This window comes from Saccharospirillum sp. HFRX-2 (assembly GCF_043196805.1).
In the GTDB taxonomy this organism is placed as follows: domain Bacteria; phylum Pseudomonadota; class Gammaproteobacteria; order Pseudomonadales; family Natronospirillaceae; genus Saccharospirillum.
This window is the reverse complement of record NZ_JBEBMU010000001.1, coordinates 716,052-728,599: the sequence shown is the minus strand read 5'-3', so window position 1 is coordinate 728,599 and position 12,548 is coordinate 716,052. Positions and strand designations below refer to the sequence as shown.

The following is a 12,548-nucleotide window of genomic DNA, read 5'->3' as shown; positions in this document are numbered from 1 at the left end:
TTATTTCTGCGCCGGTGGCACTAGAAAATTCTGATGCGTCGGTGCATCGAGAATGTCGCTGCTGCTGTCGTCTTTCAGTTTGACGCCGGAAAAACCGAGCTTTATGGCTTCGCGCATCAACCAGCACAAACGACGACTGGCTTCGGCAAAGGCCAAGCCTGCCGGGCGAATGTTGGATAGGCAATTGCGGTCGGCATCGGAGCTGCCAACACGGGCGTGAAAGGTGTAGTAAATACCCAGGCTGTCGGGTGAACTCAAGCCTGGGCGTTCGCCGACCAGCAAGACGATATGCTCGGCACCGGTACGTTCGGCGATGTCGTCGCCAATGGCGACACGGCCTTGGTCGACGCGGCACACCAATGCGCAATCGAGACCCAAGGTATGTAGGTCCGGCACCAATTGCTGCACCATGGTTGGCGCTTGATTTTCGATGGCGGTGCTCGATAAACCATCAGCAATCACAATCACCACCCGGGGGGCTGCATTGGTTTCGCGCCAACGCATCAAAGCCGTCACCGATTTCTGGTCCAGTTTTCGTCCCAGATCGGGGCGCTGCAAATACTGGTTTCGATCCAACGCCTGGCTGTGCAAAGCCAACAGGGCCACACCCATTTTTTCGACGGCGGTGTCGACGCCCGACCAATCAATCGGCCGCTTCACCGCATCGCGCGCAGCGGCGTGCGCGAGCTGAAATTCAAGATGATGCTGCGTTGGCAAACTGACGCCACTGCGGCCCAGGCCGATGCGCGCATCGGTGTATTCACGCAATCGTTGCCAGCGGTTTTCTTGCACGGTTTTGGGTGCATCCGACATCAGAAATCGTTCCCCAAGGTCTCCTGAAACGCGGCGGGTAATTGGTCGCCCACCGCCAATTTCCCTGCGTCTGAAAAGATGCCCATACGTTGCAACCAGGCGTCGAATTCTGGTGCCGGTTGTTTGTTCAACACCTCGCGCACATAGAGCGCATCGTGAAAACTGGTGGTCTGGTAATTGAGCATGATGTCGTCGCTGCCGGGAATGCCCATGATGAAGTTGACCCCGGCCACGGCCAATTGCGTCAGCAGCATGTCCATGTCGTCTTGGTCGGCATCGGCGTGGTTGGTGTAGCAGATGTCGCAGCCCATGGGTACGCCCAATAATTTGCCGCAGAAATGATCTTCCAAACCGGCACGAATAATCTGCTTACCATTGAATAAATATTCCGGGCCGATAAAACCGACCACGGTGTTGACCAACAACGGGTCGAAGGCACGCGCTACCGCATAAGCACGCACTTCGCAGGTTTGCTGATCGACATTGTGGTGCGCGTTGGCGGAAAGCGCACTGCCCTGGCCGGTTTCAAAATACATAACGTTATTGCCGACCGTGCCGCGTTTTAATTCGAGCGCGGCTTGATGCGCTTCAGCCAGTAACGCCAGATCAATACCAAAACTTTGGTTGGCTTTTTCGGTACCGGCAATCGACTGAAACACCAAGTCGACCGGCGCACCTTTTTGCATCGCCTGTACATGGGTACTGACGTGGGTGAGTACGCAAGACTGGGCGGGAATGTCGTAATGCTGGATGACGTCATCGAGCATTTTCATCAACGTCATCACCGCTTGCGGGCTATCGGTGGCCGGGTTAATACCGATTACTGCATCGCCGTTGCCGTAGAGCAAACCATCGAGCACGCTGGCGGCAATACCGGCCGGGTCATCGGTGGGATGGTTCGGTTGCAAGCGGGTGGACATCCGGCCTGGCAAGCCAATGGTGTTTCGAAAGGCCGTGGTTACCTGGCATTTTTGCGCCACCAGAATCAGATCCTGGATGCGCATGATCTTACTGACGGCGGCGACCATTTCCGGCGTCAAACCCGGTGCCAGTTTTTTTAGACTGTCGGCCTGGGCGGCATCGGACAACAACCAGTTGCGGAATTCGCCAACGGTTAACGACGATACCGGTGCCATGGCATCGACGTCATGAGAATCAACAATCAGACGGGTGACTTCGTCATTTTCGTAGGGGATAACGGCGTCGTTCAAAAATGTCTTCAGTGGCAAATCCGCCAGCGCCATTTGCGCAGCAACACGCTGCTCGGCCGACTCAGCAGCGATGCCCGCAAGTTGATCGCCCGAACGCAAAGGTGTGGCTTTGGCGAGTAAGGTTTTTAAATCGTTGAACCGCCAACGGGTGCCGTAACAATCGAATGAATAAGACGCCATGACATTGCCTTGTTAAATAAAAACGCCGGAGTGGGAACTCCGGCGATTCGAGCCCAGGTGTTTAGTCCTGGTAATCAATATAGCTGTGGTTTTCGTGATGGAAGGTGGAAACGATCACCCCCACCGTCACGATCACCGAGAGTACAAAAATACCAAACACAACTGCGGGTTGATCGGCGTAGGTGAAGACGGCTTCAGCGCCGTCCCAAGTAGTAATAGGGCTTGCCATGATGTTGTCTCCTTATGCTGTGACAGAACCGGTCATTCCCGGTTGAATTTTACCGGCCGCAGGGACCGCTTCCGGGTAGGCTTCCAGCGGCACTTCGACCAAATCCAGACCGGCGATTTCCGCTTTCGGCGGCACGCGCAACACCCCGAATTTCGCCATGATGTAACTCAATACAAAGCCGGGAATAAAGCCCAATGCGGCCATCACACCAGCGCTGGCCAGTTGACCAAAGAAGCTGACGTCTGGGCCATTGACGTTCGGATAGCCGGAGAAAATGCCCATGGCGACGATGCCGATTAAACCACCCACACCGTGCACCGAAAACGCGCCCACGGCGTCGTCGAGTTTGAAGCGTTTGGTGATGAACTTGTCGGCCATCGGAGTGACCACGCCGCCGATGATGCCGAGCAAAAACGCCAAAGGCGGATAGTAAATATCCAAACCCGGTGCGGCGGAGAAAATACCGGCCAGGGCACCCGACATCATCCAGAACGGCTGACGGGTAATACAGTAAGAACCGATGATGCCACCGGAGAAAGCCATCAGCGTATTAAAGCTGACCGATGACAAGGTGGTTGGATTACCGAAGATCGTCGTCCACTGCGCGCCGGTGTTGTAAATGATGCAACCGCCGAGGAAACCGAAGAAGCCGACGATGATCAACATCAAACCGATAATACTCATCGGCGCGCTGTGACCTTTAATCATCACCGGCGTACCGTCGGGCGCAAAGCGTCCAATGCGCGGACCCAGATTGATGATCACACCCAGCGCAAAGAAACCGGCGACCATATGCACACAACCAGCGGCGCCAAAATCGTGGAAGCCCCACTTTGTGGTCAGCCATCCATCGGGGTGCCAACCCCAGGCCGCGCCCAGAATCCACACGCCGGAACCGAGCACAATGGCCAGAATAATAAAGGCACTCATGCGAATTCGTTCAATCACTGCGCCGGAAAAAATCGACGCTGTGGTGGCGGCAAAAAGCACGAAAGCGCCCCAGAAAATTCCGGTGCCGTTATCGATCAGGTTGGGCCCCATGGCCGACGACCAGGGAACGCCACCGGCGCCTGCTTCAAAGTCGGGCATAAAGCCGCCGTACATGGCGAGATAAATCCACCAGCCGAAAAAGAAAAAGGTTGGGATGATAAAAGCAAAGGCGAGGATGTTTTTCACTCCTGACGCCAGCGCATTTTTCAGCCGTGACGCACCCATTTCATAAGCGAGAAATCCCGCGTGAATAATGACCATCAGCCCTGTACACCACCAATAAAAAACTTCCATATTGATGGTGCCGGACATTTCGATCATCGCCTGTAATTGTTCCGGGGTCAGTGCCATTTCCGTCATACCGAGTTCCTTTTGTGTGAGCACGGTGAGGACACACCGCCAATGCTTACGACCGACAGCCGAGCAAAGCAATAACTGCGCCCTGGATTAAAAAGCGGTTAGAAAGCAAACACTTAAGCTTTTCCCGGGTCGCCAATGCACAGCTTCAGGCACTAGGGTGAACCCTGATCGAATGGCTCTGGCGCCTTTGCAGTGCATAACTTTGATGATTGGCGTGTAAAGGCTGTTATTTTCGATTTGAGCAACGGGATCAGGCAGTGACCCGCTTGCACGCAAATCGATGCCAGCCAACCACTTTGTGAAAGCGTTCACCAATCTGGACGCCCTTCCAGGGGTTGGCTATTCTCAATGGCCGTTGAACACTGAACGATGCTGGTCACTGTTAGATTGCGCGCTGAGCCGATAACAGTCACCGCCCTACGCTTTGGAGCTTGCGTTCGATGAATTTGCTTTGGATACCACTGTTAACCCTGATCGGCACAGTGGTTCCGCCGCTGACCATTCGCTTTGGTCGTAGTGCCTGTGCTTTTTTCACTGCTCTATTGCCTGCGGCGGCGCTGGCTTTGGTGTTGTCCAATCTGCCCGCGGTTTTTGCCGGTGAAACCCTGGTTTCAACCATCGACTGGGTGCCGCTGCTGGGCCTGTCGGTATCGGTACATTTGGATGGCCTGGCCTTGCTGTTTGCCATCCTGGTGCTGGGCATTGGCCTGCTGATCATTCTCTACGCCCGCTATTACCTGTCCGAACAGGATTCGATGGGCCGCTTCTACGCCTATCTGATTCTGTTTATGACCGCCATGCTCGGCATCGTGGTGTCGCACAACCTGATTCAGATGTGGGTGTTCTGGGAACTGACCAGTTTGTCGTCCTTCCTGTTGATCAGTTTCTGGCATTACAAGACCGAAGCCCGCAAAGGCGCGCGCATGGCGCTGACGGTCACCGGCATGGGCGGCCTGGCGCTGCTGGCCGGCGTGCTGTTGATCGGCAAAATTGTTGGTAGTTATGAACTGGGCGATGTGCTCGCCAGCGGCGATCTGCTGCGCGACCACGCTGCCTACCCGATCATCATTGCGCTGGTGTTGCTCGGTGCCTTCACCAAGTCGGCGCAGTTCCCTTTCCACTTCTGGCTGCCCCATGCGATGTCGGCGCCGACACCGGTCAGCGCTTACCTGCATTCGGCCACCATGGTCAAAGCCGGCATCTTTTTGATGGCGCGCTTTTATCCGGTACTGGCCGGCACCGACCTGTGGTTTTTGGTGGTCAGCCTGACCGGTTTGCTGACTATGTTGCTCGGCGCTTACACCGCCTTGCTCAAACACGACCTGAAAGGTTTGCTGGCCTATTCGACCGTCAGTCATCTGGGTTTGATCACCCTGTTGCTAGGCATGGGTTCGGATCTGGCTGCGGTGGCGGCCGTGTTTCATATCATTAACCACGCGGCCTTTAAGGCGTCTTTGTTTATGGCCGCAGGCATCATTGACCACGAATCCGGCTCGCGCGATATGCGTCAGCTAAACGGCCTGTGGAAGTACATGCCCTATACCGCGACGCTGGCGATGGTGGCCGCCGCGGCGATGGCCGGGGTGCCGTTATTGAATGGTTTCCTGTCCAAGGAGATGTTCTTCGCCGAAACGCTGCACCAAAGCTCGCTCGGTTCGTTAAGCTGGATGATTCCGGTGCTCGCGACCATCGGCGCTGGCTTCTCGGTGGCCTACTCGCTGCGCTTTATTCACGATGTGTTCTTCAACGGCGAGCCGATCGATCTGCCCAAAACCCCGCACGAGCCACCACGTTACATGCGCTTGCCGGTGGATGTGCTGGTCGCACTCTGTTTGCTGATTGGCATCTGGCCGGCGCTGCTGGTCGGTGATTTGTTGGCCTCGGCGTCGCTGGCGGTAATCGGTGGCGATAAGCTGCCCTACTACGGCCTCTATATCTGGCACGGCTTTAATCTGCCGCTGCTGATGAGCGGCCTGGCCATGGCCGGTGGCGCTTACGTCTATATCAATCGCCATAAATTGTTTCAGTTCCAGGCGCAGTTCCCTGAGGCCAATGCCAGCTTGATCTTCGATAACAGCGTCAAATGGTTGATGCGCAAGTGCGCCGCCATCCAGGGCTGGTTCGATAACGGTTCGCTGCAACGCTACACCTTCTTCCTGGCGGTGCTGGCGCTGATTCTGATGGCCGCGCCGCTGTTTAACCTCAACGCTACTGCTGGTTTGAAACCGCAGATTCCGATCGATGCCGTCATGCTCTCCGGCGCGGCTCTGCTGGCGTTCTGTTCGCTGGCGACCATCATCTGGCATCGCCAGCGACTGGTGGCGCTGCTGATGCTGTCGGTGGTGGGGCTGATCGTGTCGCTGGCCTTTGCGCTGTTCTCGGCACCGGATTTGGCGCTGACCCAGCTGTCGGTTGAGGTGGTGACCATCATTCTGCTGTTGCTGGCGCTCTACTTCCTGCCACAGAACACGCCCAAGGAATCGTCGCCGCGTCGAGTGGCGCGCGACTTGTCGATAGCAGCGCTGATCGGTGGTGTCATCGGCACACTGAACTACGCCCTACTGACCCGGCCACTGGACAGCATCTCCGATTATTTCCTCGCCAACGCCAAAGAAGGCGGCGGTGGCACCAATGTGGTCAACGTCATTCTGGTCGACTTCCGCGGCTTCGATACACTCGGCGAGATTACTGTGCTCGGCATTGCTGCTCTGGGTATCTACAAGCTGATCTCGCGCATGCGGTTGTTCAAACCGACCGGCGATTCCAGCGGTCGTCCCTGGGCTGAAGACAAGCATCCGATGATGCTGGCGGTGATCTCCCAGGGCTTGTTGCCACTGGCGCTGCTGGTCTCGGCCTATATTTTCCTGCGTGGTCACAACCTGCCTGGCGGTGGCTTTATCGCCGGTCTGATCACCTCCATTGCGCTGATTCAGCAGTACATCGCTCACGGTGTCGACTGGGTTAAAGACCGGCTCAAGCTGGATTACCAGAAGGTGATTGGCAGTGGTCTGTTGATCGCTGTGCTGACCGGTCTGGGCGCCTGGATCTGGGACCGGCCGTTCCTGACCTCCTGGCACGATTACCTCTACTGGCCAATCATCGGCAAGTTTGAAGTCGCCAGCGCCATGGCCTTCGACCTGGGCGTCTACCTGACTGTCGTCGGTGCCACCTTGCTGATCCTTGCCAACCTGGGCCAGCTCACCACCGGTGAGCGCGCCCGCGAGACGGAGCATCAATAATGGAAGCGGTATTCGCTTTTTGCGTCGGTTTGATGACCGCCTGCGGTGTCTTTCTGACCTTGCGCGGACGCACCTTTCCGGTGGTCGTCGGCATTACGCTGTTGTCCTACGCGGTCAACCTCTTCTTGTTTTCCAGTGGTCGTTTAACCATTAATGGCGCGCCGATTCTGGGCAACGGCAGTTACGCCGACCCACTGCCGCAAGCGCTGGTGTTGACTGCCATCGTCATCGGCTTTGCGATGACCGCCTTTGTGGTCATCCTCGCCATTCGCGCCCGCGCCGACCTGGGTAACGATCACGTCGACGGCACCAACCCGCCTTCGGAAGAACCCGCCAGTGCGGTCGCCGACAAGGAGAAGCGTTGATGTCTCATCTGCCGATCCTGCCCATCCTGATTCCGCTGTTGATGGGCACTCTGATGTTGCTGCCGCCGCTCGGTGGGGGTATTCGCCGTCAGCGCACCACCAGCGTGATCAGCCTGCTGGTGTTGATCGCAGCGGCTTTCCTGCTGCTCCAGCAAAGTCTGATTCAAAGCCAGATTTATGTACTCGGTGACTGGCGTCCGCCGTTCGGCATCATCCTGGTGGCTGACCGTCTGTCGGCACTGCTGGTGTTGCTGACCTCGGTGCTGGCGTTCGGCGCATTGCTCTATTCCCTGGCTGGCGACGACAACAAGGGCAAGTATTTCCATTCGCTGTTTATGTATCAGTTGATGGGCATCAACGGCGCCTTTCTGACCGGCGATATTTTCAACCTCTTCGTCTTCTTCGAAGTGCTGCTGATCGCCTCTTACGCTTTGTTGATTCACGGCGGCGGTAAACAGAAAACCCAGGCCAGCGTGCATTACGTCACTCTGAACCTGATCGGCTCGGCGTTCTTTCTGTTCGCTCTGGGCATTCTGTACGGCACGTTGGGCACGCTGAACATGGCCGATATGGCGTCGCGTGCGGCCGGCCTGTCACCGAGCATGCGCATTCTGGCGCAGACCGGGGTGCTGTTGCTGCTGCTGGTGTTTGGTCTGAAAACCGCCATGCTGCCGTTGCATTTCTGGCTGCCGCGCACCTATTCGGTCGCCAGCGCGCCGGTAGCGGCGCTCTTTGCCATCATGACCAAGGTGGGCATCTACGCCATCTTCCGCATTCACACCGTCGTCTTTGGCGCTGGTGCGGGCGAACTGGCATTCGTTGCCGTGCCGTGGATCTGGCCGCTGGCCATCGGCACCATCGTGGTAGCGTCCGTCGGTGCGCTGGCAGCACCGACGCTGCGTTTGCTGATCGCCAATCTGGTGCTGATCTCCGCCGGCACGCTGCTGCTGGCGATTGTCTTGCTGAACCCCGAGGCCTTTATCGCCGGGCTCTATTATCTGGTACACACCACCTTGGTGACCGGCGCGCTGTTTTTGCTGGCGGATCTGATTGCCACCCAGCGCGGCCAGGCGTCAGACCGCTTTGTCGTCAGCCGACCCATGGCGCAAGCACCGATTCTGGGCGCGCTGTTCTTCGTGGCCGCGGTCACCGTGGTCGGCCTGCCACCGCTGTCCGGCTTTATCGGCAAAGCCCTGCTGCTGCAGGCCGCCGATACCGCCACCACCATGGCCTGGGTGTGGAGCACTATCCTGCTCAGCAGTCTGGCCGTTATGGTGGCGCTGTCGCGCGCTGGTACCAACCTGTTCTGGCACTTGTCGGGTTCCAAACCCAGCAGTGAAACAGCCGCGCCAGTGCAACTGGCGGCGGTTATTTTACTGTTGCTGGCATCGCCGCTGCTGGTCATTTTCGGTGGTTCCGCGACCGAGTTTGCCGCTGGCGCCGTGGCGCAGATGGAAGCCATCTATCCCGATGTCCAGCCGCTGCTGGAAGGAGGTCGCTGATGAACCGCCTGTTGCCCCATCCCTTCCTGAGTCTGATTCTGTTCGTGGTCTGGTTGCTGTTGAACAACTCCATCGCGCCTGGTCATATTCTGTTAGCCGCGATTCTGGCGTTGGTGATTCCAAAGCTGACCACACCCTTGCAAAAAACCCATCCAACCTTGCGTAAACCGGTATTGGCAGCGCGCTATGTACTGATGCTGTTGTGGGACATTGTGTTGTCCAACGTCGAGGTGGCCATTCAGGTGCTCGGTCCGCTGCGCAAACTGAATCCGGGTTTTATTGTGATTCCTCTGGATACCACCGAGCACCTGCCGGTGACCTTGCTGGCTTCCAGTATTTCGCTGACACCCGGTACCGTGAGTGTTGAGGTGAGCAAAGATCGCAGCCATCTCTATGTGCATGTGTTGAACCTGGATGACGAAGCTAAGACCATCGCCACCATCAAGCAACGCTACGAAAAACCGCTCAAGGAGATGTTCGGATGCTGACCCTGATCATCCTGATTTGTTGCGCCCTGGTCGGGGTTGCGCTGCTGCTGAATCTGTATCGGCTGATCCAGGGGCCGAGCGTGCTCGATCGCATTCTGGCGCTCGACACCATGTACATTAATTCCATCGCGCTGATCGTCTTGCTGGGGCTGTTTTTCGGCTCACCACTGTACTTCGAAGGCGCCCTGCTGATTGCCATGCTCGGCTTCGTCAGCACCGCTGCGCTGTGCAAATATCTGTTGCGCGGCGACATCATCGAATAACGCAAAGGACGGATTAGCACCATGAATGCTGTTACCGAATGGATCGTAGTAGCGCTGCTGCTGCTGGGCTCGATTTTTCTGCTGGTCGGCTCCATCGGCCTGGCACGGCTGCCGGATTTTTTCACTCGCCTGCACGCCCCGACCAAGGCATCAACGCTGGGTATTGGCGGGGTGTTGATCGCATCCTGTATTTATTTCAGCTTCGATCAGAACGGTTTGAGCGTGAAAGAACTGGTGATCACCTTGTTCCTGTTGATCACCGCGCCAATCACCGCGCACATGCTGGCCAAGGCGGCGCTGCATCAGGACAGCGAACCGCTGGAACGCACGCGTAATACCGACCTCACACAACAAGCCAAAGAACGCGATAATCCACAGTCTTAAGCTGAACAGCGTGCGGCTGCTTTGGTACGGAGCGTCCCTAAACCCGCCGAAGCTCTAACACCGCCGCACCACTGCTCGCTTAGCCCGACAGGCCATCTCAAAAGACCGGTTTTTAGCACCCTCTTTCACCGTTGGCCAGCTAGCGCCTTGACCAGCTTGAACTAAGCTTCATCAACCCTGTTCACTCTGGTAATTCCCCAACATGAAAAACTTGTCTTTGCGGTTCAAATTACTGCTGACGTCCACCCTCTGCCTGATCATTTTGACCGCTGCGCTGCTCTGGCTGAGCCTGTCCAGCCTCAGTTCCAACATCAAACAAACGCTCGACCGTGATGTCGATCTGTTCGCCACCGCCTTTGCCGAACGCGTCGGCGCCTGGCTGGATGATCGCCGCAATAGCATCAAGGAAGTGGCCGAAGCCCTGCCGCAAAACCCCAATGTTGAGCCTTACCAGTTTCTCGATCTGGTGGTGCAGGGTTTAAGACTGTCGCTGGCCTATTACGGTACTGAGCAAGGCGAGATGTATCGCAGCACCCGCACTGATATTGAAGGCTATGATCCACGGGTACGCAGTTGGTACAAAGGGGCGATGGCCAACCAGGGCAGCTTCTTAGCCGATCCATTTACCTCGGCAACCTCGGGTGAATTTGTGGTCACCCTGGCCGAACCGGTACGCCGCAACAATCGTATTATTGGCGTCGTCGGTGGCAACCTGACCCTGGATACGCTGACCGAAAACGTCAACGCTTTGGAAGTACCGGGCAACGGCTATGCTATTTTGATTGACCGCAATGGGCAGTTGGTGGCGCACCCCAACAGCGATTGGCAGCGCAAACCCGCGGTCGAATTCTCCCCCTTTATTACTGCGGAAAATCTAAGCCGATTAGTCGAAGACGACAGTTTGGTTGAAGCCGATATTGCCGGCCAGGAGAGTTTCGTCTTCGCGGTCGGCATTCCCACCACCGAATGGACACTGCTGCTGGTGATGGACAAAGCCACCATGATGGCACCGGTCAACCAACAGTTATTTATTCAACTAGGCACGGCTCTGGTGATCGTGATGGTCGCCATCGCTGCGCTGCTGGCGTTGTTTAAAGTGTTGTTTAAAAGCCTGGAAACGGTATCGAGCACGCTGCACGAAATCGCCAGTGGTAATGGTGACTTAACGCAGCGTTTGCCGATTCACAGCAACGACGAAATCGGTCAGTTATCGGGCAATTTCAATCGCTTTGTCGAACAGTTGCACGGCATTGTTTCGCGGTTGGTGACAGCGGCCAACGAATTGCGCAGTCAGGCGGACTCCGCAGCGCTGTCGGCGCAGAAACAACACGACCGGGTGCAACGTCACAAATCAGAAATCGATATGGTGGCGACCGCCGTGACCGAAATGTCATCGGCGACTCAGGAAATTGCCGGTAATGCCGAACGTACCGCTGACTCAGCCAGAGATACCGTTAAGCTCAGTAACGCCGGCCAACAACAGGTCGATAAGAGTCAGCAGTCGATTGAAACCCTGGCTCAGGAAGTCAGTTCAGCAGGCAAGATCATTGCCGAACTGAATAAACATGCTCAGCAAATCAATTCCATTCTGTCGACCATTTCTGGCATCTCCGAACAGACCAACCTGCTGGCGTTAAACGCCGCTATTGAAGCGGCACGCGCTGGTGAACATGGTCGCGGTTTTGCCGTGGTCGCCGATGAAGTACGGATGCTCTCAAGCCGCACACACGAATCGACCAAGGAAATCGAAGAGATGATCAGTGCCTTGGGTGAAGCCACCGAACGCGCGGTGGATTCAATGAACAAAGGCGGCGAGCTGGCATCACAAAGCGTGGCCGATGCGGTTAAAGCCAGCGACAGCCTGAAGCAGATTGCCGAGGCCATCAGCGCCATTAACGACCGCGCCACTCAAATTGCCGCAGCTGCGGAAGAACAGGCATCGGTCACGGTAGAGATCAACCGCAACACTGAAACCATTCGCGAAGTCGGCGATGAAATGGCCACCGAAAGTGAAGTGGCCAGCAATACCGCCAAGCGCTTGCTGGAGTTGAGCAATCGACTCAACGAAGACGTGCTGCGCTTTAAAGTCTGAATAATGTCCGCAAACGCCCGCCGTTGGTTTAGCACGGCGGGCGTTTTTTATTCAGGCTTTTTTGACAAATTCCGACTTCAGTTTCATCGCGCCGATGCCATCGATTTTGCAATCGATGTCGTGATCGCCATCGACCAGGCGAATGTTTTTCACCTTGGTACCAACCTTCACCACTGACGATGATCCTTTCACTTTCAGGTCTTTGATAACAGTCACGGTATCGCCGTCGGCCAAAGGCTGACCGTTGGCATCGGTAATAACCGGCGCCTCATTTTCTGCAGCCGTCTCGGTCGCAGACCACTCATGGCCGCATTCCGGGCAGACCCACAGACCTCGATCCTGATAACTGTATTGGCCCTGGCATTGTGGGCAGGCTGGTGTATCGCTCATGGTAAACCCCTTCAATAAAAAGCCCCGGCCAGAACAACCAGG

12 protein-coding genes are annotated in these 12,548 nt (G+C 56.4%); 7 read left to right on the top strand and 5 right to left on the bottom strand.

Going from position 1 to position 12,548, the window contains the following annotated elements; all coding sequences use genetic code 11:
• From eutC to ABMA60_RS03585, 4 genes are all read right to left on the bottom strand, one after another.
• Positions 1–813: an ethanolamine ammonia-lyase subunit EutC gene (eutC, locus tag ABMA60_RS03600; protein WP_392798828.1), complete on the bottom strand. Its 813-nt coding sequence runs from the start codon at positions 811–813 to the stop codon at positions 1–3.
• The gene (locus ABMA60_RS03595; protein WP_392798825.1) at positions 813–2,204 is read right to left on the bottom strand and encodes an ethanolamine ammonia-lyase subunit EutB; all 1,392 of its coding nucleotides are present in this window, start codon (positions 2,202–2,204) and stop codon (positions 813–815) included. Before ABMA60_RS03595 ends, eutC begins: the two co-directional genes overlap by 1 nt.
• 61 nt (positions 2,205–2,265) lie before the next feature.
• Positions 2,266–2,433, bottom strand: a complete 168-nt coding sequence (locus tag ABMA60_RS03590; RefSeq protein WP_392798822.1) for a hypothetical protein — start codon at positions 2,431–2,433, stop codon at positions 2,266–2,268.
• A 12-nt stretch (positions 2,434–2,445) separates the two neighbouring features.
• A complete protein-coding gene (locus tag ABMA60_RS03585) occupies positions 2,446–3,783 on the bottom strand; it encodes an ammonium transporter (protein WP_392798819.1) in 1,338 nt (445 codons plus the stop codon).
• A gap of 440 nt (positions 3,784–4,223) precedes the next feature.
• Here ABMA60_RS03585 and ABMA60_RS03580 point away from each other — a divergent pair, with 440 nt between their 5' ends.
• The 7 genes from ABMA60_RS03580 (at position 4,224) to ABMA60_RS03550 (ending at position 12,116) form a co-directional block, all read left to right on the top strand.
• Positions 4,224–7,022, top strand: a complete 2,799-nt coding sequence (locus ABMA60_RS03580) for a monovalent cation/H+ antiporter subunit A (RefSeq protein WP_392798816.1) — start codon at positions 4,224–4,226, stop codon at positions 7,020–7,022.
• Positions 7,022–7,387 carry a Na+/H+ antiporter subunit C gene (locus ABMA60_RS03575; protein WP_392798813.1) on the top strand — a complete coding sequence of 122 codons (366 nt, stop codon included), beginning with the start codon at positions 7,022–7,024 and terminating at the stop codon, positions 7,385–7,387. The genes ABMA60_RS03580 and ABMA60_RS03575 overlap by 1 nt, the downstream gene beginning before the upstream one ends.
• The gene (locus ABMA60_RS03570) at positions 7,387–8,889 is read left to right on the top strand and encodes a monovalent cation/H+ antiporter subunit D (protein ID WP_392798810.1); all 1,503 of its coding nucleotides are present in this window, start codon (positions 7,387–7,389) and stop codon (positions 8,887–8,889) included. The genes ABMA60_RS03575 and ABMA60_RS03570 overlap by 1 nt, the downstream gene beginning before the upstream one ends.
• Positions 8,889–9,377: a Na+/H+ antiporter subunit E gene (locus tag ABMA60_RS03565; RefSeq protein ID WP_392798807.1), complete on the top strand. Its 489-nt coding sequence runs from the start codon at positions 8,889–8,891 to the stop codon at positions 9,375–9,377. The genes ABMA60_RS03570 and ABMA60_RS03565 overlap by 1 nt, the downstream gene beginning before the upstream one ends.
• On the top strand, positions 9,371–9,640 hold the full coding sequence (locus ABMA60_RS03560) for a K+/H+ antiporter subunit F (RefSeq protein ID WP_392798804.1): 270 nt from the start codon (positions 9,371–9,373) through the stop codon (positions 9,638–9,640). Before ABMA60_RS03565 ends, ABMA60_RS03560 begins: the two co-directional genes overlap by 7 nt.
• Before the next feature lie 21 nt (positions 9,641–9,661).
• A complete protein-coding gene (locus ABMA60_RS03555) occupies positions 9,662–10,024 on the top strand; it encodes a Na+/H+ antiporter subunit G (protein ID WP_392798801.1) in 363 nt (120 codons plus the stop codon).
• Positions 10,025–10,226: 202 nt separating this feature from the next.
• Positions 10,227–12,116, top strand: a complete 1,890-nt coding sequence (locus tag ABMA60_RS03550; protein ID WP_392798798.1) for a methyl-accepting chemotaxis protein — start codon at positions 10,227–10,229, stop codon at positions 12,114–12,116.
• A gap of 51 nt (positions 12,117–12,167) precedes the next feature.
• On the opposite strand, the gene ABMA60_RS03545 is transcribed toward ABMA60_RS03550, so the two are convergent.
• Positions 12,168–12,506: a zinc ribbon domain-containing protein YjdM gene (locus tag ABMA60_RS03545; protein ID WP_392798795.1), complete on the bottom strand. Its 339-nt coding sequence runs from the start codon at positions 12,504–12,506 to the stop codon at positions 12,168–12,170.
• Between the last annotated feature and the right edge of the window lie 42 nt (positions 12,507–12,548).